Annotated in this window: 19 protein-coding genes and 1 pseudogene; all 20 read left to right on the plus strand. The window is 61.9% G+C overall.

What is annotated here, in order from left to right; translation table 11 throughout:
• Positions 1-52 precede the first annotated feature (52 nt).
• Complete coding sequence (locus ACQR03_RS25025) at positions 53-3,625, plus strand: RHS repeat-associated core domain-containing protein (protein WP_434842003.1); 3,573 nt, start codon at positions 53-55, stop codon at positions 3,623-3,625.
• Between the two features lie 36 nt (positions 3,626-3,661).
• A complete protein-coding gene (locus tag ACQR03_RS25030; RefSeq protein WP_434841970.1) occupies positions 3,662-4,051 on the plus strand; it encodes a hypothetical protein in 390 nt (129 codons plus the stop codon).
• 396 nt (positions 4,052-4,447) lie between these two features.
• A complete protein-coding gene (gene gspD / locus ACQR03_RS25035; RefSeq protein WP_434842002.1) occupies positions 4,448-6,700 on the plus strand; it encodes a type II secretion system secretin GspD in 2,253 nt (750 codons plus the stop codon).
• Positions 6,700-7,920, plus strand: coding sequence for a type II secretion system F family protein (locus ACQR03_RS25040; RefSeq protein WP_315754895.1), 1,221 nt, complete (start codon positions 6,700-6,702; stop codon positions 7,918-7,920). Before gspD ends, ACQR03_RS25040 begins: the two co-directional genes overlap by 1 nt.
• Positions 7,917-8,387 carry a GspH/FimT family pseudopilin gene (locus ACQR03_RS25045; protein ID WP_316194030.1) on the plus strand — a complete coding sequence of 157 codons (471 nt, stop codon included), beginning with the start codon at positions 7,917-7,919 and terminating at the stop codon, positions 8,385-8,387. Before ACQR03_RS25040 ends, ACQR03_RS25045 begins: the two co-directional genes overlap by 4 nt.
• Positions 8,388-8,433: 46 nt before the next feature.
• Positions 8,434-8,907, plus strand: a complete 474-nt coding sequence (gene gspG / locus ACQR03_RS25050; RefSeq protein WP_315754899.1) for a type II secretion system major pseudopilin GspG — start codon at positions 8,434-8,436, stop codon at positions 8,905-8,907.
• On the plus strand, positions 8,904-9,335 hold the full coding sequence (locus ACQR03_RS25055; RefSeq protein ID WP_315754902.1) for a type IV pilus modification PilV family protein: 432 nt from the start codon (positions 8,904-8,906) through the stop codon (positions 9,333-9,335). Before gspG ends, ACQR03_RS25055 begins: the two co-directional genes overlap by 4 nt.
• 9 nt (positions 9,336-9,344) lie before the next feature.
• Positions 9,345-10,019 (plus strand): prepilin-type N-terminal cleavage/methylation domain-containing protein, encoded by a 675-nt coding sequence (locus ACQR03_RS25060; protein ID WP_315754904.1) that lies wholly within the window; start codon positions 9,345-9,347, stop codon positions 10,017-10,019.
• Positions 10,020-10,065: 46 nt separating this feature from the next.
• Positions 10,066-10,869: a general secretion pathway protein GspK gene (locus ACQR03_RS25065; RefSeq protein WP_315754906.1), complete on the plus strand. Its 804-nt coding sequence runs from the start codon at positions 10,066-10,068 to the stop codon at positions 10,867-10,869.
• A gap of 10 nt (positions 10,870-10,879) precedes the next feature.
• The gene (locus ACQR03_RS25070; protein WP_315754907.1) at positions 10,880-12,655 is read left to right on the plus strand and encodes a GspE/PulE family protein; all 1,776 of its coding nucleotides are present in this window, start codon (positions 10,880-10,882) and stop codon (positions 12,653-12,655) included.
• Between the two features lie 35 nt (positions 12,656-12,690).
• Positions 12,691-13,815 carry a PilN domain-containing protein gene (locus tag ACQR03_RS25075; RefSeq protein WP_315754909.1) on the plus strand — a complete coding sequence of 375 codons (1,125 nt, stop codon included), beginning with the start codon at positions 12,691-12,693 and terminating at the stop codon, positions 13,813-13,815.
• On the plus strand, positions 13,812-14,381 hold the full coding sequence (gspM, locus tag ACQR03_RS25080; RefSeq protein WP_315754911.1) for a type II secretion system protein GspM: 570 nt from the start codon (positions 13,812-13,814) through the stop codon (positions 14,379-14,381). The genes ACQR03_RS25075 and gspM overlap by 4 nt, the downstream gene beginning before the upstream one ends.
• Before the next feature lie 38 nt (positions 14,382-14,419).
• Complete coding sequence (locus ACQR03_RS25085; RefSeq protein WP_315754913.1) at positions 14,420-14,890, plus strand: hypothetical protein; 471 nt, start codon at positions 14,420-14,422, stop codon at positions 14,888-14,890.
• Positions 14,891-15,230: 340 nt separating this feature from the next.
• Positions 15,231-16,793 (plus strand): MBOAT family O-acyltransferase, encoded by a 1,563-nt coding sequence (locus tag ACQR03_RS25090; RefSeq protein WP_315754916.1) that lies wholly within the window; start codon positions 15,231-15,233, stop codon positions 16,791-16,793.
• Positions 16,794-16,847: 54 nt separating this feature from the next.
• Positions 16,848-18,050: a hypothetical protein gene (locus ACQR03_RS25095; RefSeq protein ID WP_315754918.1), complete on the plus strand. Its 1,203-nt coding sequence runs from the start codon at positions 16,848-16,850 to the stop codon at positions 18,048-18,050.
• A 24-nt stretch (positions 18,051-18,074) separates the two neighbouring features.
• The gene (locus ACQR03_RS25100) at positions 18,075-18,317 is read left to right on the plus strand and encodes an acyl carrier protein (RefSeq protein WP_315754920.1); all 243 of its coding nucleotides are present in this window, start codon (positions 18,075-18,077) and stop codon (positions 18,315-18,317) included.
• A gap of 304 nt (positions 18,318-18,621) precedes the next feature.
• Positions 18,622-19,080 (plus strand): MaoC/PaaZ C-terminal domain-containing protein, encoded by a 459-nt coding sequence (locus ACQR03_RS25105; RefSeq protein ID WP_315754922.1) that lies wholly within the window; start codon positions 18,622-18,624, stop codon positions 19,078-19,080.
• 110 nt (positions 19,081-19,190) lie between these two features.
• Positions 19,191-20,747, plus strand: coding sequence for a radical SAM protein (locus tag ACQR03_RS25110; RefSeq protein WP_315754924.1), 1,557 nt, complete (start codon positions 19,191-19,193; stop codon positions 20,745-20,747).
• 208 nt (positions 20,748-20,955) lie between these two features.
• Positions 20,956-22,869, plus strand: a complete 1,914-nt coding sequence (locus ACQR03_RS25115; RefSeq protein WP_315754926.1) for an HAD-IIIC family phosphatase — start codon at positions 20,956-20,958, stop codon at positions 22,867-22,869.
• A gap of 426 nt (positions 22,870-23,295) precedes the next feature.
• Positions 23,296-23,763 (plus strand): annotated as a pseudogene (locus tag ACQR03_RS25120) (transposase); the annotation flags it as partial.

Genomic DNA, 23,763 nt, shown 5'->3' on the forward strand with positions numbered 1-23,763 from the left:
GCTGACCGGTCAGTCTCAGCAGCTTCATTCGGCGACTTGGGGGCTTGGCGCCATGACGATCTCGATCAGAACTGTGTTGCCGCAGGTCGCGGCGGTGATTGCTCTGGCGCTGGCGGGGCCAGCCTGGGCCTCGAGCAGCATCACGCGAACCTCGTCGTTCGCTTACGACGCCGCTTCAGGCCTTCTCACCCAAGAGGTGGTGGAGCCGGATACGCCGGCGCTGCGGCTGCAGACCGACTATGTCTATGATGCGTTCGGGCATAAGCAGTCAGTGACCGTGAGTGGCGCCGACATCATCAGCCGCTCGAGCTCAAGCACCTATGACGCGCGGGGAGAGTTCGCGACCTCCAACAGCAACGCGCTGGGGCAGAGCGAGAGCTTCCAATATGACGCACGCTTCGGCCAGCCGACTAGCCACACCGGACCGAACGGGCTGACCACGACCTGGAGCTACGATTCGTTCGGCCGAAAGATCCAGGAGGTGCGGCCCGATGGCACGATCACGCGCTGGCTGTATCAGTTCTGCAGCGGCGTCAACGGCGGCCCAGCCACCTGCCTCTCGGGCGCGAGCTACCTGGTCCAGGAGACATCATATGCCGCCGACGGCACCACGGTAATCGCGCCTCCGGCGACGCTGTTCTATGATTCGCTCGAGCGCGAGATCGGGCGCCAGACCCAGGGCTTTGATGGCAGCGTCATCCAGGCGACGAAATCCTATGACGCGCTCGGGCGGGTGACGCAGACCAGCCGGCCATACTTCCTGAACGGCGGCACGCCGCGCTACACGACCTTCACTTACGATACGTTGGGACGTGCAGTAACGACCACGCAGCCGGACGGCAGCGTGTCGCAGATGGCCTATCACGGCCTGACCACGGTCGAGACTAACCCGCTGGGCCAGACGCGGACGACGACCAAGAACAGCCAGAGCCAGATCGTGTCCGTGACCGACGCGATGGGCAAGACGCTGACCGCCGCCTATGACGCGGTCGGCAACATGGTGCAGACCACCGATCCCGTCGGCAACGTCGTCACTGCGACCTACGACCTGCGCGGCCGCAAGATCGCCAGCGCCGATCCGGATCTCGGTAACTGGAGCTACAGCTACAACACGCTAGGGCAGCTGACGACGCAGACCGACGCCAAGGGGCAGGTCGTCAGCCTGGGCTACGACAAGCTCGGCCGCATGGTGCAGCGGGTCGAGCCGGACATGACCTCGGTCTGGGTCTACGACACCGCCGCCAATGGCGTCGGCAAGCTGGCCTCGACCGGCATCACTTCGGGCTCGGGCAACGGCTTTGTCCGCAGCGTCAGCTATGACAGCCTCGGCCGCCCGTTGCAGGTCGCGACCACGGTCGATGGCGCGACCTATGCGATGGGAGCGACCTATGACGCCAACAGCCGGCTGACCAAGGTCAGCTACCCCTCCGGCTTCACCGCCCGCTATGGCTACAACAGCCTCGGCTTCGCCAACCAGCTCCAGGACGATGCCAGCAGTCAGTCCTACTGGGCGGCCTATGCGATGGATGCCGAAGGGCACATCACCCAGCAGACCGCCGGCAATGGCCTCAGCACCATCAGAGGCTTCGACCCGCTCACGGGCCGCCTGACCAGCATCGCCACCGGCGTCAACAATGCCGTGCAAAACCAGAGTTTCGGCTATGACCGCCTCGGCAATCTGACTTCGCGCAGCGACGCCAACACAAGTGTCAGCGAGACCTTCGCCTATGACGCGCTCAGCCGGCTGACGACCTCGACCACCAATGTCGACACGACGCCGCTGGTCAAGACGTTCTCGTACAGCCCGATCGGCAACATCCTGTCGAAGTCGGATGTCGGCACCTACACCTATCCTGCGGCCGGTCAGCCGCTGCCGCATGCCGTGACCGGCGTCTCCGGCACGATCAGCGCTACGTTCACCTATGACGCCAACGGCAACCAGACCTCCGGCCTCGGCCGCAGCATCGTCTACACCTCCTACAACAAGCCGGCGAGCATCACGCAGGGCGCGCGGACGATCTCCTTCGTCGACGACACCGACCACCAACGCTTCAAGCAGGTGACCCCGGAGGGCACGACGCTCTATATCGCCGCGTTCGGGGTTGCGGCCGAGGTGCAGAACCCCGGTACCGTGACGCAGAAATGGACCGACTATCTTCTGGTCGGCAACGCCAGGGTCGGCATGCGGGTGGCGCAGACGTCGGGCAGTGGCACGACGCTCACCACGCGCTACTTCCACACCGACCATCTCGGCTCGATCTCGGCAATCTCGGATCAGAACGGCCTGCTGGTCGAGCGTCTCAGCTACGACGCCTGGGGCAAGCGCCGCAATATCAACGGCACCGACGACACCACCGGCAGCATCACCAGCCAGACGACGCGGGGCTTCACCGACCACGAGGAGCTGTCGGTCGCCGGCCTGGTCCACATGAACGGCCGCGTCTACGATCCGCTGCTGGCGCGCTTCACCAGTCCCGACACCATGACGGAGAGTCCGTTCAGCACCCAGGGCTGGAACCGCTACTCCTATGTCGGCAACGACCCGCTGACCTTCACGGATCCGTCCGGCCACTGCTTCCTCGGCTGCTTCTGGAACGCGATCGGCAAGGCGGTGAGCGGTGCCTGGAAATCGGTCACGCACTTCTTCCAGACCAACGCCCTCGCCAGGTCGATCCTGCAGATAGGCGCGACAATTCTGCTTAACCTCGCGCTTCCTGGGCTCGGCTTCGCGGGCATGTCGCTTGCCGTCGCCTCTGCCGCTGGCGGTGCCATGATTGCGACTGGGCTGTCCGGAGGCAATCTAGGCCAGGTGCTAAAGGCTGGGCTCATAGCAGGCGTCACAGCTGCCGCGTTCTTCGAAGTCGGCAATCTGACTGGACATCAACCCGATTTTGGCACCGACAAGTACTTCGAAAACGTCGCCGGACATGCGTTGGTCGGCTGTGGGTCATCGGTGGCGTCCGGCGGCGACTGTAAGTCAGGCGCGCTGTCGGGAGCTGTCGGCTCCGCGCTGTCTCCACTGACGACAAAAGTATTTCCGCACGCTGATACCGATTTGGGCCAGCGTTTGGGCGGAACAGTTTTGGAGGCGACCGCAGGGGGGATTGCCTCTGTAGCCGGGGGAGGGAAGTTTGCAAATGGAGCTATTACCTCAGCTTTCGGCTACCTGTTCAACTACCTTGTTCGGGTCGATGGACTTCCAGAGAGGGGCCGCAATGTGCATCCGCTTTTCGACCCGATGATCGCAGAAAAGGTCTCCGGCTTCTTCCGAGACTTGCTCGCTCAGGGGGTTGACATCAAGCTGTCTGACGGGTTCCGGTCCGCTGAGGAACAGGAGGGTTTGACTGGAAACAAGTATGGCGGCGCCAAAGTATGTTGCGGCCTGCACTCGGCTGGGCTTGCTTTCGATGTGAATTGGAACCAGCTAGATGATGCAGATAAGACAACTGCTTTACAGGTCGCCAAGAAAAATGGCCTGAGCTGGGGCGGCTCGTTCAAAAATCCGGCCGATCCCGTTCATTTCTTTATTGATCCGTGGCAGGGCAACCTTCAAAATCGAACGAGCTATATCGCTATACAGCAGTCGCTGTACAATAGGTGGAAGATGGAGGGAACAACTCCATGATCAGGATGCGATGCAGGCAAGTAGGGGTGCGCGTTTATGCCATATGTGCTAAAAATTGCTTCAGCTGTGGCCGTCATTTTGAGTCTAGCCGACCTATCTCAGGCAGCAAGTCGCTCGGTTCAATTGGGCGGATTGAGCATCTACGCAGACCTGACGTATTCCGCGTCGGAAGGTGACTTCAATGGCTTGCAGATTATTGTTGTTCCGTCAGGAGACGGCGAGAAGGTTGTCTGGAGAGAAGCCAGCGGTCGTTTTAATCGACCGATTCTGCTTGAGCTTGTGAAGGACGGGGATGCTTTCAAAGTATCGGTTCCCAGCGACTATGACTTTGCTGGGGAATGGCGGCTTAAGGTGCAGAACGATGTGCTAGTTGGTTCTGGTCCAAAAGGAAGGACCTTCCGGTTAAGACGTGTGCTGGCACCTTAAGATGTTAGACGTTGTGATGAAAGTTCACCTGACTGGTTATTGTTCTCAGGAATTCTGATTGCGGTGACAGTCCACAGAATTAGTTAGTTGGCTTAAAGTTAAAGCGGTTAAGGCGTCTCACGAGGGATGACGATCGTTCGTGCGCCCCGTGTGGCAGGAAAGTGATGGCGGAGCCGGGGGGCGAGCCGGGCTCATGCGGCGCAATTTATGGTTGTGTCTGTCTGACGTCGTTGCAAAGTGTTGCAGCAAAGGGTGTGTATGACTCGGCAGTACATCCAGCATTCATTGTCCCTCGCGACCGAGACCCCTTAGACTGAAGTTGTTAGTCGTTGAGCGGCTGAGCTGCTCGAAGTCGGGGTGATGGCGTTGCGCGGCGGAGTTCGCAGAATTCAGTTGATTGCGCTGCCCGTCGCGCTGGCGCTGTCGGCGTGCCAGACGGTGGAGGAGGGCACGTCGTCGTTCGCCTGGACCACGAATGGTGCGGAGGCTGGATCCGCTGCGCAAGCGCAGGCGGCGATGCGATCGCCGCCGGGGGCACCGCGCGCGAGCAGGATCTCGGGCTCACCGCTGCTTGACGACAACAGAGGCGGGCTGACGACGATGGTCGAGGGCACCGGGCGCTTCGTCGGTGAGCCGCCGACAGGAGCGGTGTCGCGAGACTCGGAGGACGTAACCGACGGCGTGACCATCAACCTCGTCAACGTGCCGGCGCCGCAGGCGGCGAAGACGGTGCTGGGGGACATTCTCGGGGTCAAATACACGGTCGATCCCGGAATCGAGGGGCGGATCACGATCCAGACGCCAAAGCCGGTGGCGCGGGCGGCGGTCATCGACCTGTTCCAGGCGGCGCTGCGGGCCAACAATGCGGCGGTCGTCAACAACAGGGGTATCTATCGCATCGTTGCGGCGGACCAGACCGCGGTCTCGGGCGCGTATCGCACCGACGACGTGCCGGACAGCGGCGAGATGGTCGGCAACGGGCTGCAGGTGGTGCAGCTGAAATATGTTTCGGCGTCCGAGATCCGGCGCGTGGTCGAGCCGATCGCGCCGCGCGGCGGGGTGGTGCGGGTCGACGATGCGCGCAACCTGATCACGCTGTCCGGCAATCGCCAGGAGATCGCGGCGATGATGGATGCGATCGCGCTGTTCGACGTCGACACCATGAAGGGCATGTCGTTCGCGCTGATTCCGGTCAAGACCTCGGCGCCGGACGCCATCGCCACCGAGCTCAGAAGCGTATTCGCGTCCGATCGCGACGGGCCGATGGCCGGCATGGTGCAGTTCGTGCCCAACAAGCGGCTGCGCTCGATCCTGGTGATCTCGCCGCAGGTCCAGTATCTGCGCCGCGCCGAGAGTTGGATCCGCAAGCTCGACGCGCAGGCCCAAGGCAGCGAGAAGCAGCTCTTCACCTACGCGGTGCAGAACCGGCGCGCGCAGGAGCTGGTCGACGTGCTGCAGTCGATGTTTCCGACGGACACGCAGACGACATCGGCGCGGCGCACGGTAGCGCCGAACTATCAGGAGGCGACGGTGCAGTCGCAGCCGTCGTCGTCCAGCGGCGGCTTCTCCGGATCATCGTCATCGGGCTTCACCGGCGGCCTCGGCTCGTCCAGCGGCGGGATGGGGGGATTGCGGACCTCGGCGCCGGCCACGTCCGCGCCCAGCGTCACTCCGGCGGCGGCAGCGGCCGCGCCGTCGGGCCGTGATAGCGATGCCGATGGGCCGCGGTTGCGCATCGTCGCCGACGAGGCCAAGAACGCGATCCTGATTGAGGCAGCGGATGCCGACTACAAGCGCGTGCTGCAGGTGATCGAGCGGCTCGACCAGATGCCGAACCAGGTGCTGATCGAGGCCACGATCGCCGAGGTCACGCTCAACGACGAGCTGCGCTTCGGCGTGCAATGGTACATGCGGAAGCACAGCTCAAAATTCACCCTGACGGAAGCGGCCTCCGGCGCCGTCAGCTCGGTGTTTCCCGGCTTTTCCTACGCGCTGACCGCGGCCAACATCGCCGCCACGATCGACACGCTGAACCAGATCACCAACGTCAACATCGTGTCCTCGCCGTCGTTGACCGTGATGGACAACAGGCCGGCGGTGCTGCAGATCGGTGACCAGGTGCCGATCACGACGCAGTCGGCGACCGGCACGTTGACGCCCGGCGCGCCGATCGTCAATTCCGTGAGCTACAAGGACACCGGCGTGATCCTGTCGATCATCCCGCGCATCAATGAAAGTGGCCGCGTGCTGCTCGACATCGAGCAGGAGGTGTCGAGTGTGGCGCCGACCACGTCGTCGAACATCGATTCGCCGACCATCCGGCAGCGCAAGATCAGGACATCGGTGGTCGTGAACGACAACGACGCGCTGGTGCTGGGCGGGCTGATCCAGGAGGGCCGCACCAGCGGTCGGAGCCAGCTGCCGATCATCGGCGACATCCCGTTCATCGGCAATTTCGCCGGCAGCCGCGACAACGTCATCGGCAAGACCGAGCTGATCATCCTGATCCGGCCGCATGTGATGCGCAGCCTCGACGAGGCGCGCAGCGTGACCGAGGAGTACCGCCACTTCATGGCGATCGAGGGCCCGCATCGCCGTCCGCCGGCGCGGCGCCGCGTCGAGGACACCGGACGCAGGATCCTCGACTGATGCCGCGCTTCCGCTACCGCGCCTACGGCACCGACGGCTCCTTTGCGGAGGGCACGATCGACGCTGTGTCAGCCGCGGCCGCGGATGCCGCGCTATGGGCGCAGGGATTGTCGCCGTTCCAGATGACGGTTGCTGACAGCGGCGGCACGACATGGTGGAATCGCGAGATCACGCTCGGCGGTGGCTCCGACCGCGGCGATCTGCTGGCGTTCACCCGCGAATTCTCGACGCTGTGCGCGGCCGACATCCCGATGGACGATGCCTTGCGCATCGTGCAGACGCAGGCGTCCGCGCAACGGCTGCGCAGCCTGATCGAGGCGCTGCTCGCCGAAATCCTCAACGGCCGGCCGCTGTCGGAGGCAATGCAGGCGCAGCCGCGTGTGTTTCCCGCCGACTATGTCGCGGTCATCAGAGCCGGCGAGTCCGGCGGCCGGTTGGCGCAGGTGCTGACCGAACTCGCCGAGCTGCTGGAGCGGCGGGCGGAGATCCGTGCCCGCGTCCAGTCGGCGCTGATCTATCCGTCGATGCTGATCGTGCTGAGCCTCGTCACGCTGGCAATCATCATCGGCGGCGTGATCCCGTCGATGGCGCCGATCTTCACCCAGAGCGGCAAGCCGGTGCCGCTGACCATCCAGCTGATGCTGGCGCTCAACGAGCACTGGCTCGAGATCGTGGTCGGCGGCCTTGCGGCCGTTGTGCTCCTCGTCGCCGTCGTGGCATTCACCATGGCCGATGCCGGCCGCCGCCGGCGCCTCGACCGGCTCGTGCTGCGGCTGCCGCTGCTCGGCGGCTTCCTGCTGCAGCAGGACACGGCACGCTTTGCGCGCACCCTCGGCACGATGCTGATGGCCGGCGTGCCGCTAATATCCGCCACGAAATCGGCGAGCGACGTCGTCGGCAACCGCCATCTCCGCGCGGGCATGGACCAGGCGATCGAGAAGGTTCAGCAGGGCACGGCGCTGCACCGCGCGCTGCGCACCGAGGTCGTGCTGCCTGCGGTCGCGCTGCAGATGATCGCGGTCGGCGAGGAGGCGGGCAAGCTCGACCGCATGCTGCTGCGCGTCGCGCAGATGCTAGAGAAGCAGCTCCAGACGAATGTCGATCGCTTCATGGCGGCGTTGACGCCGGCAATGACGGTCGGCATCGCGCTCATTATCGGCGCGCTGATCACGCCCGTCATGACGGCCGTCCTCAGCATCAACGATCTGGCCGGCCGATGAGCGCGCTGACGAGCGAGTGGCAGGACGGAACGAGCGCGGGCTTCACGCTGGTCGAGATGCTGGCCGTGCTGGTCATCCTCGCGCTGGCTGCGGTCGCCGCGGTGCCGATGCTGTCGCGCGGTACCGGCACTGTGAGCCTCGACGCCGCGACCGGCGAACTTGCGTCAGCACTGCGCGCCACGCGCGCCGCAGCGATCGTGCAGAACCGGGTGATGACGCTCAGCGTGGATGTCGACCGCCGCACGTTCGGCTCCGAGGTGGTCTCGTCGCGCTCGTTTGCGCCGCAGATCCAGGCGAAGCTGACCTATGCGGCCGCCACGCAATCGGAGCCGGCGGTGGGCGGCTTCCGCTTCTTTCCGGACGGCTCGTCGACCGGCGGCGATCTCAGCCTGGAGCTTGGCGGACGCGAGGTGCGGCTCTGCGTCGGGTGGCTGACGGGGACGGTGCGCACGGCGGCCGCATGTTGAGGGGAGGGAGGCATTGATGCTGAAATGTCAGGCAATGAGTGACGTCATGAGGCGGCGTGTTGTGGCGTGGCGCGGTCTCCGCCAGGCCCGCTCGCGCAGGGGCGCCGAGAGCGAGGCGGGGTTCACCCTGGTCGAAATGCTGGTCGTCATCACGATCATTGGCCTCATCATGGGGTTGGTGGGACCGCGGGTGCTGAGCTATCTCTCCGACTCCAAGCTCAAGACGGCGCGGATCCAGATCCGCAGCCTGTCGTCGGCGCTCGATCTCTATCATCTCGACAATGGCCGCTATCCGACCTCGGCCGAAGGGCTCGGCGCGCTCGTGCAGAAGCCGGCCACCGCGGCCACCTGGAACGGGCCCTATCTCAGTGGCACCTTGGTTCCGAACGATCCGTGGGGGCGGCCCTATGTCTACAAATTCCCAGGGCAGCACGGTGCCTACGACATCGTCTCGCTCGGGCCCGACGGCCGCGAGGACGAGACCTCCGCCAATGCCAATGTGACGAGCTGGCAGCCATGACGTCCATCGGGACAGCGATGACATCAGCGGTTGACGACGGCGAGGCCGGCTTCACTCTGGTGGAGGTCATCGTAGCGCTCGCCATGCTGTCGCTCGGCCTGACCCTGGTGATGAGCCTATTCTCGACTGGGCTTTTGCGAACGGGAATGGCCGAACGTCTGGCAGGGGCTGTGTCGCTGGCGCAATCCATGTTGGCACAGGTCGGCCCCGTGATTCCGCTGCGCACCGAGGCGCTCGCCGGCACGAAGGCGAATGGCTATCAGTGGCGCCTCGAAATGCAGCCCTATCGTCCGGTGCAGGGCGGAGACGTGCGCACAGTCGAACTGTATCAGGTCTCCGTCCAGGTCGGCTGGCTGGAAGGGCAGGACCCGCGCTCTTTCGCGCTCTCGACGCTGCGTCTCGGACCCAGAGCCACCAAGTCCCCGTGAGCCATGCTGATGACGTCGTCGGAAGCCGCAGGACTGGATGATTGTGACGCAGGCTTCACCCTGGTCGAAGTCCTGGTCGCGCTCGCGCTGTTCAGCCTGCTCGCCGTTCTGCTGTTCGACAACGTCAAGTTCGGCCTGCAGGCTTGGCGCAGCGGCAGCGCTCGAGCGGAAGCGTTCCAGCGCGAACTTGCGGCCCAGGATGTTATGCGGCGGCTGATCGGGAATCTCTATCCGATGATGCTCGGAGAAGATGCCGCACAGCGCCGGATCGATTTCGACGGCCAGGCTGAGAGCCTCGAATTTCTCGGCGACGCGCCGGCTGTGGCCGGCGGCGCGGGCCACTTCCGGTTCAAGCTTTTCGCCGACCGCAAGCCGGACCGGGTCGATCTCGTCCTGCAATCACGCCCCGAACTGGCGTTGAAGCAGGACTCCGAGCGGACGCTGCTGGTCTCCAATATCGATCGGGTGGAGTTCAGCTATGCCGGACGAGGGACAGGGGCCGACAACGCGGGCTGGCGCACCAGCTGGCAGGAGCAGACCGACATCCCGGCTCTTATCCGTCTTCGGGTCCTCATGCGTCCCGGCGACGGACAAACCTGGCCTGAGCTCGTGATCGCGCCGCGCGTGCAGGCAGATGTGAGTTGCGTCTATGACGCGCTCACGATGCGCTGTCGCGGGCGGTAGCGGGGAGGATAGCGCCATGCCGGTCATATCCGTTCTCTGGGGACTCATGCTGCTGACGGCGGTGTCGCTGTCGCTATCATGGTCGAGCAGCGTGTCGTACAGTCTGGCTCATAACGGCATCGAGCAGGCCGGTCTGAATGCGCTCGTCGAAGCCGGCGTCAACGCGGCGATCGACGGGCTGCTCGATCCAAAGGCAGAGCGCCGCTGGCGCGCCGACGGCAGGCTTTACAAGCTCGATTTCAACGGGACGCTGATCGGCATCAGGGTTCAGGACGAACTGGGGAGGATCGACCTCAACCAGACCGACGAGGCCATGCTGAACAACCTACTGCAATCCGTAGGGCTGGACGCACAGGTCGCGAGTAGCCTGACCGACAAGATCGTCGATTGGCGGACGACGACCGCGCTGAAGCACCTGAACGGCGCCAAGGACCGGGACTATGCCTCGCGCAGCGCCGCTTATCATCCCCGCAACGGTCCGTTCCAGAGCGTCGATGAGCTGCTGTTGGTCATGGATATGACGCCCGCGATCTTTGCGCGGATTGCGCCTGCGCTCACGGTCTATTCGGGGCGGCAATTTGTCGATCCGCAGCTTGCGCCCCGCGAGGTGCTGCGCGCTTTGCCCAACATGAGCACAGAGAGCGCCGAGGCGACTGTGGCTGCGCGCGAGACCGCCGAAGCCAGATCCGTGCTGTTCGCAGATGATCCCGCGATCGTATTGCGCGGTCGCGCCTTCGCGATAAGGACCGAATTCTCTTACGCCTCGCGCACGGTCTCGGCCGATGTCGCGGTTCGCCTGACGGAGAACCCGCGGCAGCCGTATTGGGTGCTGAGCTGGAAAACGAAATGACGGATGTAGGATGATCGTGACGCTCCAGAGTGGTGCTTCGGCTGAATGTGCTCGCGCGCCGCGCGCTGTGCACCTGCACTCCGTGCATGAAATCGACAGGGCCGAGCTACTGCAACGGTTCGGCGCCTTTCTGCTAGCGGAAAACGTCGTTGACCGCATGAGCCTCGATCGTGCGGTTCGGGCGGCGCAGACGACCGGCGACCGGCTCGACACGGTGCTGACCAAGCTCGGTCTCGTGTCGGAGATGGGCTTGGTTGCAGCGCTCGCGAAGTTCCTGGCTCTTGGTCTGGTACGTCCAGACGAGGTTCCGATCGAGCCTGTCTTGCCAGAGCTGGTCGAAGCGGAGTTCGTGTGGCACAATCGGGTGCTGCCGCTCCAGAGCACAGACGGCCGGCTAATACTTGGCGTGACGGATCCGTTCAACCACGATCCTGTCAGGGCGCTCGCATTCCTGACGGGACTGTCTGTCGATATGCGCCTGTTTACGGCTGCTGATTTCGACCAGGTCTGCGGCGCGCTCTATCCGATCCGTTCGAGCCACGACGCTACGCATGTGGTCGTCGGTGTCGAGGCCAATGAAGCAGACGTTCAGCGGCTGCGTGACCTGGCGAGCGAGGCGCCGATCATCCGTTTGGTGAACCAGATCATTGCCAACGCCGTCGAGGCGCGCGCATCGGACATCCACATCGAGCCGAACGTCGACCAGGTGCTCGTCCGCTATCGGATCGACGGCGTGTTGCGCTCGGCGCAGGTTCTCTCAGCGGATCTTCGCGCGGCGATCACGTCGCGCGTAAAGATCATGTCGAAACTTGACATTGCGGAGCGCCGGCTACCTCAGGACGGACGCATCAAGATCGCGGTTCGCGGCATCGACATCGATTTCCGCGTCTCGACGATACCGACGGCCTTCGGCGAAAGCGTGGTGCTGCGCGTGCTGGACCGCAATCGCGTGAGCCTGGACTTTGCCGAGCTCGGATTCTCAGACGAGCATATCGCCACGCTCCATGCGCTCCTGCAACAACCCAACGGCATCATCCTGGTCACGGGGCCGACCGGCAGCGGCAAGACGACGACTTTGTATACCGCGCTGAAAGCGCTGAACAACAGCGAGCGTAAGATCTTCTCGGTGGAGGATCCGATCGAGTACCAGATGTCTGGTATCAACCAGGTGCAGGTCCAATCGGACATCGGACTGACGTTCCCGCACGCGCTGCGATCGATGCTCCGGCAGGATCCGGACATCATCATGATCGGCGAGATCCGCGATCTCGAAACGGCACGCATCGCCATTCAGGCCTCGCTGACGGGGCATCTCGTCCTTTCGACGCTGCATACCAACAACGCGGCATCCGCGATCACGCGCCTTATCGATATCGGCGTCGAGAACTATCTGCTGGCGTCGACGCTGAAGGGCGTGATCGCGCAACGTCTCGTGCGCAAGCTCTGCCGGTGCTGTTCTTGTGGTCATCCGCAAGTGAGCTATTGGGCCGAGAGCTTCGAACGGTCCGTTACGCAGGTTCGTGCGCTTGGTGAACCAGATATCCGCCAGCCGCAGGGCTGTGCGGATTGCGGCCAAGTCGGATTCTCCGGCCGTTCGACGATCGCAGAGATGCTGGTTGTCGATGACGAATGTCAAAGTCTGATCCTGGCCAAGGCCGCGGATACGGCGATCGAGCGCGCGGCCCGCGAGCGGGGGATGCAGAGCATGTACGAGATGGGCGTTCGAAAGGTCTGGCGCGGCGAAACCACGATCGACGACGTCCTGCGCGCGACCCGTATGGGATGAGGACAGCGAGTGCGGCAATGCTGGAGGGCAGGGACATGGGAACGCTGCTAACGACGGTCCGTGCGGCTGGTCCGCGCGAGCTGGCGCGGTTGGCTGTCAATTGGTGGTGCGGGGAATTCGTCAATCTGCTGCCGCAACGGATGGCGGCCTCGCTGACCTCCGGCGGCAGACCGAGGATCGTGGTCGACGGCTGCGCTTCGGGTGTCACGCTTCGGCTGATCGATCCGGGATCTGGGATCGACGTCTCGGAGACCTCGGATGAAGAAGGGGTGATGGCTGCGATGGAGGCCATCATGAAGCGTTACGGCTTTGACCGGCGCGACGTCGATCTCGGCTTGCGATTGCCTGAACAGGACGTCTTTCGCCGCGACCTCGTGCTCCCGGCCGAAGCCCGCGATTCGATCAATACCATCGTGCCGCAGGATCTGCTGCGCCGGACTCCCTTCAAGGTACAGGACATCTATTCCGACCATGTAGCGGGCGCATCTCCGGACGGCCGCATTGCCGTTCGGCAATGGGTCACCCGACGAGGGCGTGTCCAGCAGGCCGCCGATGAGCTCGGGCTTCCGCTCGAGCAGATCACGTTCGTCGTCTTCGGCGACGATGAAGGGGCACCTTCGATCCGCCTGGCCCACAAGGCTGACGTTCGCAATTCGTACCGGATCGCAATCGCGGCGCTCTGTTGCACGACCATTCTACTCGGGGCGGGCCTCGCGGGCATGACCTATGACCGGCAACAGACTGCGCTGGATCGGTTAGAGACCGATATCGCGATCGCGCGCCGGAACGCAGAGCGCGTCCGTTCGGTGGTCGATCAATTGCGGGAGCGGCAAACAGCGCTGGTGCGGCTTCGCCTGCAGCGGAGCGAGTCGCCGGGGCTGATCGACGTCTGGGACGAAACCACACGGCTTCTGCCAAAACACTCCTGGCTGACCGAGTTGCGGCTTATCGAGGGGGGCGGCTCCCGCAGCGCGACGGTCGCATTGACGGGGTTCTCCGCTGCCGCGCCTAGCCTCGTCAGCATTCTCGACAGGTCGAAATTCTTCATCAACGCCACGCTGACATCACCGGTCGCAATGGATCCAATCGAAGGCCGGGAGCGCTTTTCGCTTCAGGTCAAGATTCGGCTGCCTGACGCAATCAAGGAGGCGACACGATGAAGGTCTCTTTTAAGTTCGATGCTCAGCTCGCACGTCGCAGCCTGTTCGTCCTCGGAAATTTTGCCATGCTGAGCCTTGCGATTTGGGTGATCGTCGTGCCGATCGATAAGATGTTTGCCGAGCGCGAGGGCCGCATTGAGGATCAACGGCTTTTGCTGGGAAGGCTGAGGGCGATCGCGGCGCAGGCATCGGCTGTCGAGGCGCTCTCAGCCGAAACGGAGTTGCAGTTTCAGGGCGGGGAGTTTCTGACGGGCGCCAATGACAACGTGATCTCGGCCGATCTGCAGACGAAGTTGAAGACGATCTTGGGTAGTTCGGGTGCCCAGTCCCGCGCCATCCAATCCTTGCCCAGCCGGACGGTGGATCGGATCAGGTATAGTGGAGTGCGGGTCGATCTTTCGGGGGCGTTGCGATCGGTGATGCACGTGGTCCATGCCGTCGAGAGCGCGAAGCCCTACTTGTTCATATTCAGCGCGACGCTGAAGAGTGGACCCGCCCTGCGGCAGGGTGCGGCCGAAGAGCCGATGCTTCAGGCGCAGCTCGATGTCTATGGTGCGATCCAATGAGGCTACCGGCGAGATGGCGCGTAACTTCGCCGGTCGGAGTGCTGGCGGTTCTGGGCACGATCAATCTGGTGCTCGGAGCGAAATTGGCGATACTGGGATTGGGAGAAGAAACGGTGGGCTCGCAGCGCGTAGCATGGAACGCTGAGCTACCGCGCTCGATGGCGGGCTATGCGGAACGACCGCGCGCGGATGCCTACACAGAGATCGTCGCTCGCCCGGTCTTCTCCAAGTCGCGCGAGCCCTTCGTTCCGCCTCCACCCGCACCGCCTCTCCCTGTCGCTCCCCAGCAGGCAGTGACCGCGGACCCCGGCCTCATTGTTGGTGGTATTATGATAACGACTCGGGAGAGTAAGGCCTACCTGCTGAACAAGGCTGGTGGCGGAGTCGGCTCCTGGGTTGATGAAGAAGGGATGTTCCAGGGCTGGAAGGTGAAAACCATTGATGCGTCAGGTGTCCGGATCGAGCAGGTCGGCCGTGTGATCGAGCTACAGCTCTATCCGCGGAATTGAATAACGATCGAGGCCCCGAGATCGACGGCGGTTAGGTAGCCGCCTGCAGAACAGGATAGATTAGCCTGCTCAATCGGGCCGCCCGTTCTCTTGCGAAGCGATGGCGATCAAAAGGCCCAACTGCGGACATGTGCCCACTCACGCAAAGAGTGGAGGCGTCGGCAACTCGTGCCACGACATAAATCCATCGCAAAAAGCCAAACGGCAGCGACCACGACTATGGCCCCCGCAAGCGAGTTAAGTCCTCCCAAGGCCCACAATCGAATGGTTGTGTCTGACGTTCAAGACGGCTAGAGGATAAGTCACTGTAAAGTGCGCCTCAGGGGGGAATGAACGCACGATGCACAACTCGGACTATTTTGTCCTTTTTCTTGCAGCTCTCGCGGCGATTGCGATCGCACTCAGGCTAACAAGGAGCCTTGAGACACGCCGCGCGATCGTTGCGTTCGGATCAACGGTTATTTACTACGAACTGGACCCGCAAGGGCTGCCAGTCTGTCTCGGTCTCGTCGCTATCAATTGGGGACTGGGGCGGGCGTTCGTTCTGTCGCCAAATCATCGCAAGACGACAATCTTGGTCTTTGGACTGACGCTCAATCTTGGTCTGCTTGCCGCCTACAAATATCTCGGTACGCTCGTCGCCGGGTTGGGCCCGACCTATTCTGTCGAGCTTGGGCTCGGCTTCCCGATCGGACTTTCCTTCATCGTCTTCCGTCTGGTGTCGTATCTCATCGACGCCCACGGTGGCGGCAAGGTCGCGCACTCTCCGGTGGACTTACTGAGCTATGTCTTGTTCTTCCCTGCAATTCTTTGTGGTCCACTGATCCGCTATGACGCGATGACGAGCCAGGATCGGCTTGGCCGCACGACCAGCGTTGACTGGTCCGTCGGCTTGGCGCTGATCGGAGCCGGGATGTTCAAGAACCTCGTGATCTCGCCGGCGGTGGCGCTCGTGGCGGATAAGGTCATGATTCCGTGGCTCGCCAAGCAGCCGATCCCAACCGCCGCCGCCTGGGTCGGCATGATTGCCTATGGATTTCAGGTCTATTTCGACTTCTCGGGCTACAGTGATGCGGCCATCGGTGTCGCACGATTGCTCGGAGTGGAACTGCCGGCTAATTTCCACTCGCCCTTCAAGGCGCGCAGTATGGTGGATTTCTGGCAGCGCTGGCATGTTTCCTTGACTCGTTTCCTGACGATCTACGTCTACAACACAGTCACGCTCGACATGGCGCGCCGGATCGGCGCCAAGGCGAGCGCAGCCAGGCAGTTCGTCTGGCGCATTGCCTACCCCACCACGCTGGTGATGTTTCTGATGGGAATCTGGCATGGCAATCATCTGACATTCGCCATGTTTGGCTTGTATCATGGTGCCTTGCTGGTAGTGAATCACCTTTGGCGGAGCTTTGGCGGGTACTATCGCAAGGTGGCCCTTGCTACCAGTTGGTGGCCTATGGTGGCGTTGGGACTGACCTTCTTGTCGGTTGCAGCGGGGTGGGCGATCTTCCGCGCGAGCAATCCTGGTGGGGCGTTCGCAATGCTAGGTACGCTGCTGGGACGCTCCGAGTGGACCGGCGCCACGCTGCTGACCGGCGCGTGGCCAACCCGGCTGGCGGACCCTGTTCTCTCCACAGGTGGCACGATGCCACTCACGGTCGCCGACCTAGCGATTCTGCTCCTGCTCTTCTTGATCGTCTGGGGGCTGCCGAACAGCAACCAAATCCTGTCCCGTTTCAATCCAGTCCTCGAAGGCGGCGGCTACCCCAAGATCGCTCCTTCGGCTGATGCGCTCAAATTGTCTTTTTCTCCGGTCTGGGCAGTCTCGGTGTCCTGCCTACTCGTCTGGTCGGCCCTGGCGTATCTGAGCAATGATCGCGCCGCGCTGCTCTATTTCCATTTCTGACCCGAGTGAACATTGGCCATGTCCGTCCAACCGATGAGCTCAGCAGAATCAGCCATGCAATTGTCCGTTTCGCCCAACTCGGAAGAGCGGACGGCGGGGGTCCGGGGCCGTCGTTTCGTGGCTTGGGTGGTGGTGTGCGCGCTAATCCAGATCGCGCTGATGGAGTATCTGGGGTGGGCTACACTTGAGGGACGTCCACCCGCGGCCGCTGCTCGCCTGCAGCAGGGCAACATGCCCGTGGTGTTTTTTCCGACCGACGCGCGCAACTGGGCCTCCTTCAAGCTGCAGCGGATCGCCGACGAACAGCCTGAGATCATCGCTATCGGAAATTCGCGCTGCAGTCAGCTGCGGTCGGCGATGTTCATGCCTTACAAGTTCTATAACGCCTGTCTGACAGCCTGGACGGTATCGCAGTTGCGCGACTTCCTCAACAGGATCACCGAGGTCTCGTATCCCCGCGTGGTCATCTTCTCGATGGATTACTTCCAGCTCTCAAACTCCTACCAGAGGATGGAGGGTAAGCGGGCGGGGACGTTCCGCTACGGTGTCGAGGAACATATCGGAGGCATCGGCTCCTTGATTGGGCAGACGATTGATTCCAGCGGTCGCGGTTTAGAAGCAGCATGGGAGTGTCTTGCGGGCCGCTATCCGAAGCATCCGCGGGAGGATCTGACCATGGTTGGAGTCACGGCTGCACGAACCGGCGCCGGCTTTCGTTGGGATGGATCGTTGATCTATCAGCTAGCGCAATATGACGCCGCCAAGCAGGTCATGCTTGATTTCAGAAACGGCTTGGTTAATGCCATTCCTGGCGCTCCCAAAGCCGACGAGGAGCAACTCGCTCAATTGGCGGGAATGGCCGCGGATGCCGAGGCCAAGGGGATCCTGCTGGTCGGAATCCAGTTTCCAATCTTTGCGCCGACAGTCGATTTCCTGGATCACAACGAAGAATACCGACCCTACGCGGGCGCTTGGCGCGATTTCGAGAGCGAGACAATGAAAAGAAGATTCACCGAGATGGGAATCATCCACGTCGATCTGAGCCGTGCGGCCATGTCGAAGGATCCCGAAAATTTCGTCGACACGTCTCATCCATCAGAGGCCGGAATGGTTGCCGCCCTGATCGAGGCGAGCGGCAATGCCGCTTTCAATGCCGCGCTGCCGCGGCTGGATATCACCGGTCTGCGGGGTGACCTCAAGCGTGCCAGCGACTATGTCAATCACTATCATCTCTACAGATCGACTTTCGTGAAGTAATTGCCTTTAGGGCGGAGTGCAGAAATGACGGCTGAGATCTACGAGCGCTTGAACAAGGTTTTCATCGAGACCTTCGGCGATGAGACCATCAGGATCTTCCCCGAGATGACGGCCGACGACCTCGATGAGTGGGATTCCGTGACTCACATCTCGCTGGTGCTGGCGGTCGAGGAAGAGTTTGGCCAACGCCTCAACGCTTCGGAAATCGGCAATCTCGAGAATGTCGCGGCGATGGTGTCGTTGCTCGAGAGGAAGATGGCACGCTAGTTGCTGGCGCAAGTCTGTCTATCATTGGAAGAAGCCGGGATCGAACGGTTTGCGTTTCGAATTGCGGCCGGGCGGCTATGTCTTTTTGAGTGCATTGGCTGAACGCGATTGGGGGCGGGGGTTGTCATCGGCGGCTGTCTGGGTGTCGATGGCGCCACAGTCCGCGACCCCTGCGAGTAAGTGGCGTTCGTTTCTTCTCGACCGGCTGGTCGGAAGCAGGTAATTTGGCAAACGTTAGGGGTGTGCTCGGCCCCATTCTAAGCCGTGCCGAGCACTTTGATACTGCTGATGGACAGGACAGGGGATGGCTCAATTTGCCGGCGGCGCGAGCGCGGTTCTGTGCCTGAGACCGGAGGATATCTTCGTCGGCTTGACGGCGGAGATCGAACAGCTCGTCGAACGCCATCATGTCGACCAGTTTGCCGCGCTTACCGGCGACGTGTCCCCGATCCACATGGACGATGGTGTGGCCAGGGAGCGTGGTTTCGAAGCGCGTGTCGTCCACGGCATGCTGATCGCCGGTTTCGTCTCACGGCTGTTCGGGCTTCGGCTGCCGGGTCTCGACTGCATCCTGCAATCGATCAACCTTCGATGGATTGAGCCGCTCTATATCGGTGACACGATCCGTGTTCAGGCGACGGTTGCGCAATGGTCGAGCGCAGCCGAGGTTTTCGTTGCCAATGTTGATGTCATTCGCCAGCGTACTCAGATGAGCGTTGCCAAGGGCAAGGTCCAAGTTGGATTTACCAGGAGCCGACCATGACGGATTGGGATTTTATATTGATCTGCCAATCGAACGTCGTTGAGTACGACGCGTATTCGGCTCTGCCAATCGATCGGCTGGATCTGTTCCGGTCACTGGTCTACCCACGAATGGTTCGGCACGAGGGCAAGTTCGTTGGCCATCTTGATTTCATCAACGCGATCTCGGGACGCCCGAACTATTTCGAGTCCGACTATCCCGGCCGCCGGCAGTCGCTGAATATCTGGAACCTCCCATCCGCAAGCGGACTGCATGTTGCGAATTACCTACTGTCGTTCGGCATTCGTACCAAGATCATCAACAACATCGACAGCGACTGGGATCTGTTCGAGGAGGCCTATCGGAGCAGCGGCGGCAAGATCCCCGTCGGTATCTCATCGACCTTCTTTCTGACCTTCAAGGAGATCGGGCGCATCTGCAAACGCCTCAAGAAGCTCGATCCCGACATGGAGATCATCGTCGGTGGCGCATTCGCGAATTCCTACATCATCAACGGTTCGCCGGCCGATCTCGCGGAGCCGATGCGCAAGTACGGCATCAAGCACATGTTGCATGCCTTCAATTCGGAGTTCGACCTGAGGGATCTGCTCCTGGCCCGAGGCAAGGGCGGGGGATTTGACGAGGTCAAGAACCTCTGCACCTTAGAACGCGGCAGCTTTTCTGCCGGTCCGGTGCAATGGAACACGCCACTTCTCGACGACTGCCCGGCCTTGTGGGACCAGCTGGACGCGCCGTTCCTGAACCGCACCGTCCAGATCAGGACGGCGTCGGGATGCCCATTCTCCTGCGCCTTCTGCTCCTATCCGACGACGGCTGGTGGCTGGAAGACACTCGCGGGCGACAAGGTCAGGATGCATCTCGACGCGGTGAAGCGCATTGGCGGCATAGACCGGATCATCTTCATCGACGACACCTTCAACGTGCCGCCGCACCGTTTCAAGGCGCTGCTCAAGATATTCCAGGAGTATGATTTCGAGTGGTTTTCGTTCCTGCGTGTGCAGTATGTCGACGAAGAGATCGTACGCGCGATGAAGGACTCGGGATGCAAGGGGGTCTATCTCGGCGTTGAATCCGCCAATGACACCGTGCTCGAAAACATGAACAAGAAGGCGCGGCGCGCCGATTTCCGGCGTGGGATCGAGCTGTTGAACAAATACGATATCAACTCGCTATCCGCCTTCGTACTTGGCTTCCCCGGCGAGACCGATGAGACCATTCGTGACAACATGGACTTCATCGAGAATTGCGGCGTCCAGTTCTACTCGCTGAAGGAATTCTATTACATGGAGCACACCGATATTCACAACAGGCGAGAGGAGTTCGGGCTGACTGGAATGGGCGCCAATTGGAAGCACAACACGATGTCTTCTGAGGACGCCGGTCGCATCAAGCTCGAAATGTTCCAATCGATCAAGAACGCCTGCTTCGTCGATCCCGACACCAGCCTCTGGTACATGGCCTATCTGTACGATCAGGGCTACGACTTCCGCGAGATCAGGCAATTGCAGGAAGGCATCAACACCATCATGAAGAGGCAATTGGCAGGCGACTTTGGCGACAACTACGACGTCATCGCCTCGCTGAAGCGGCTTCATGAGAACCGGTCGCCGGGACGGGTACAGGTGATCAACCGCCCCGAACTCGTCAGCAGCGTCTTCGGGCCGTGAGGACCCGATCGGACGGTGCAGCGGCCTTGGTCGCGGATCCGTTGCGGGAGCGCCGGATCTAAGGGAGCGGCGCCAGATTTGGCGTTGGGATCAACCGGCTTACTGGTCCAATGAATTGCCAAGTTTCGGGGCTTGCCGCGGAAGCGCTACCGCGACATGGCGGCGAACTGGGACATGAGACCAGACGTTTGCGATGAGCGGATCTGAAATGAACAGCACGCGATCGAACGACCGTTTCGCCAGCTTCTGTGCGCAGGCGCGGCGTGGGGATATCCACGAGGCCTTTGCGACCTTGCGAAGCGCCATTGATCCAAATGACAGCTTTGTCACCTTGCGCAAATATCTCAAGGTGTTCGACACGATGGATCGCGACGCGCTCGGCCTGAAGCCGATCAGAATCGCGATTCTATCGAGCGCCACGGTCGACCATGTCTCGGAGATGGTCCGCCTGTGGCTGGCAAGCGAAGGCTTTGCCGCACAGTTCTACATCGCTCCGTTCGATACCATCGTTCCGACCATCCTTGACAAGGATGGCGAGCTGTACGCGTTTGAGCCCGAGATCGTCTGGATCTTCACGACCGGTCGCGATTTGCGGATCGACATGCCACCCGGTAGCGCCGTCGACCTCGTCGAGGACGCGGTGGCCGCTGAGGTAGACATGGTGGAGGGCCTCTGGGCGGAGGTGCGTAAGAATTGCCCGGCCCTTGTCATCCAGAACAACGCTGACACGCCCGCCATCGATATCTTCGGCAATTTCGAGGGATCGGTCGGGTGGAGCCGGCGCTCGGTCATTCGCAAGTTCAACAGCCGGCTCGCCGACCGCGCCTCAGGGGGCGTCGTCATTTTCGATTATGATCACCTGTCGGCACTCTACGGCCAGGCGCGTTGGTTCGAATATCGGCACTGGCATCACTCCAAGCAGCCGATGACGTTTGATGCTATGGGTCTGGTCGGCTTTACTTTTGCGCGGCTGGTTGCGGCGATCAAGGGCCAGGCCAAGAAATGCGTCGTACTAGACCTCGATAATACGTTGTGGGGTGGGGTGATCGGTGACGACGGGCTGGGGGGGATCAAACTTGGCAACGGCGCGACCGGCGAGGCGTTCAGCCAAATTCAGAACTACTTCAAGAGCCTCAAGCAGCGCGGTGTTATCCTCGCCGTCTGTAGCAAGAACGATGTCGCCAATGCCAGAGAGCCGTTCGAGCAGCATCCAGATATGCGCCTGAGACTCGACGACGTCGCGGAGTTCATGGCCAATTGGAGCAACAAGGCTGACAACATCCGCACAATCGCCGAGAACTTGAATATCGGCCTCGATTCGATGGTGTTCGTGGACGATAATCCGGTGGAGCGTGACTTGGTGCGCCAGTATCTGCCGATGGTCACCGTCCCCGAATTGTCGGACGACCCTGCGGAATATGTCGGGCTCGTGCATCGGCAACGCTATTTCGAGACGGTCGCCTATTCGCAGGAGGACGCGGTGCGCACCGACTATTATCGCGCCAACGCGCAACGTCGCGAACTTCAGGGATCGTTCACCGACCAGGCCCAATTCCAGAAGAGCCTGCTGATGGAGGCCGAAGTCGGTTGTGCCGACGGAATGTATCTCGCGCGCTCGACGCAATTGATCAACAAGAGCAACCAATTCCATCTGACCGGCACGCGCTACAGCGAAGCCGAGGTGAGGGCGTTTCAGGCCGACAGCAACTGGACCTGCCGTCATTTCACCCTGCGCGACCGTTTCGGCGACAACGGCCTGATCTCGGTGGTGCTGATGCGGCAAGACGGCCTTGCGCTCGTCATTGATACATGGGTCATGAGCTGCCGCGTGCTGGGCCGGGCGATGGAGGAGTTTATTGCCAACGAGATCGCACGCGTCGCCCTCGCGCGCGGCTGCGAGGTGATCCGCGGGCGTTACGTGCCGAGCAAGAAGAACAAGCTCGTGGCGCAACTCTACCAGCGACTCGGTTTCGAGAAGGTTGGCGATGTGGAGGGCGCGACTGATTGGGTTCGTTCGGCCGATCCGCCAATTTATCTTGAGACAACGATCAAGCGGGTCGCAGATGCGCACCCCGATAGTTGCTTGCAGGCATTGCATTTTGCGCAGAAGCTCGATCAATAGCGGGCTGTGAGGTCGAGACGCCTGAACGATCAATTGTATCCAGGGAAGCACAGGTCTCTGACTCTAGGCGACGAAAGCTCATTCGCGGCTAGCTAAGTGAGCCGCTCAGCGGCCGCTTAGAGCAGCAATTAAGGTGGCTGCTCGTCGCCGCGACAACTATCGCCGAAGGGCTCTGGGAGTTTCGCGGCGTGCTTCCTTTGCCCCGGCGTTACGTTGTCCGGCACGGTACCCTGCTCTTCATGAAGCGGGCTCGATTGAGCCGCGCTTGCCGCTCGGCGGAGCAAGATGCGCTCGACGAGGCTACGAAGAGCCTGGGCGAGCACGGCTCTGTCTTCCGAACGGTTGAACCGTCGGTCAGCTGGGCTGACCTTGCCCCTGGGGCTTAATCCAGTTTGAAGTTCGTTCTGGCCCAACGAGGACCAGAGCATGAAGCGCAGCCGCTTTACGGAAGAGCAGATCATTGGGATTTTGAAGGAGCACGAGGCTGGCGTTCCGGTCGCCGATCTCTGCCGCAAGCATGGCGTGAGCGACGCCAGCATTTACAAGTGGAAGGCCAAGTTCGGCGGAATGGACGTCTCGGAGGCCAAGCGTCTGAAGACGCTGGAGGACGAGAACACGCGGCTCAAGCGGCTGCTGGCGGACGCCATGCTGGACAATGCCGCCCTGAAGGATCTCCTGGGAAAGAAGTGGTGACGCCTGCGGCGAAGCGGAGAGCTGTCGCACATCTCGTGCGCGTTCACGGGATGAGCGAACGGCGGGCGTGTAAAGCCATCGGCTGTTGCCGCATGACGGTCAGATATCGGACGAGCCGGGCCGGTGATGCCGGGCTGCGGGAGCGCATGAGGGCGATCGCCCATGAGCGTCGCCGCTTCGGCTATCGTCGCCTGCACGTCC

The sequence above is a fragment of the Bradyrhizobium sp. HKCCYLS3070 genome (assembly GCF_051167575.1).
Lineage (GTDB): Bacteria > Pseudomonadota > Alphaproteobacteria > Rhizobiales > Xanthobacteraceae > Bradyrhizobium.

Excerpts from the sequence above, each read along its gene's own strand:
- ACQR03_RS25025 (WP_434842003.1), top strand. The coding sequence starts at position 53 with ATGACGATCTCGATCAGAACTGTGTTGCCGCAGGTCGCGGCGGTGATT.
- ACQR03_RS25030 (WP_434841970.1), top strand. The coding sequence starts at position 3,662 with ATGCCATATGTGCTAAAAATTGCTTCAGCTGTGGCCGTCATTTTGAGT.
- ACQR03_RS25040 (WP_315754895.1), top strand. The coding sequence starts at position 6,700 with ATGCCGCGCTTCCGCTACCGCGCCTACGGCACCGACGGCTCCTTTGCG.
- ACQR03_RS25045 (WP_316194030.1), top strand. The coding sequence starts at position 7,917 with ATGAGCGCGCTGACGAGCGAGTGGCAGGACGGAACGAGCGCGGGCTTC.
- gspG (WP_315754899.1), top strand. The coding sequence starts at position 8,434 with ATGAGGCGGCGTGTTGTGGCGTGGCGCGGTCTCCGCCAGGCCCGCTCG.
- ACQR03_RS25055 (WP_315754902.1), top strand. The coding sequence starts at position 8,904 with ATGACGTCCATCGGGACAGCGATGACATCAGCGGTTGACGACGGCGAG.
- ACQR03_RS25060 (WP_315754904.1), top strand. The coding sequence starts at position 9,345 with ATGACGTCGTCGGAAGCCGCAGGACTGGATGATTGTGACGCAGGCTTC.
- ACQR03_RS25065 (WP_315754906.1), top strand. The coding sequence starts at position 10,066 with ATGCTGCTGACGGCGGTGTCGCTGTCGCTATCATGGTCGAGCAGCGTG.
- ACQR03_RS25070 (WP_315754907.1), top strand. The coding sequence starts at position 10,880 with ATGATCGTGACGCTCCAGAGTGGTGCTTCGGCTGAATGTGCTCGCGCG.
- ACQR03_RS25075 (WP_315754909.1), top strand. The coding sequence starts at position 12,691 with ATGGGAACGCTGCTAACGACGGTCCGTGCGGCTGGTCCGCGCGAGCTG.
- gspM (WP_315754911.1), top strand. The coding sequence starts at position 13,812 with ATGAAGGTCTCTTTTAAGTTCGATGCTCAGCTCGCACGTCGCAGCCTG.
- ACQR03_RS25090 (WP_315754916.1), top strand. The coding sequence starts at position 15,231 with ATGCACAACTCGGACTATTTTGTCCTTTTTCTTGCAGCTCTCGCGGCG.
- ACQR03_RS25095 (WP_315754918.1), top strand. The coding sequence starts at position 16,848 with ATGCAATTGTCCGTTTCGCCCAACTCGGAAGAGCGGACGGCGGGGGTC.
- ACQR03_RS25100 (WP_315754920.1), top strand. The coding sequence starts at position 18,075 with ATGACGGCTGAGATCTACGAGCGCTTGAACAAGGTTTTCATCGAGACC.
- ACQR03_RS25105 (WP_315754922.1), top strand. The coding sequence starts at position 18,622 with ATGGCTCAATTTGCCGGCGGCGCGAGCGCGGTTCTGTGCCTGAGACCG.
- ACQR03_RS25110 (WP_315754924.1), top strand. The coding sequence starts at position 19,191 with ATGGTTCGGCACGAGGGCAAGTTCGTTGGCCATCTTGATTTCATCAAC.
- ACQR03_RS25115 (WP_315754926.1), top strand. The coding sequence starts at position 20,956 with ATGAACAGCACGCGATCGAACGACCGTTTCGCCAGCTTCTGTGCGCAG.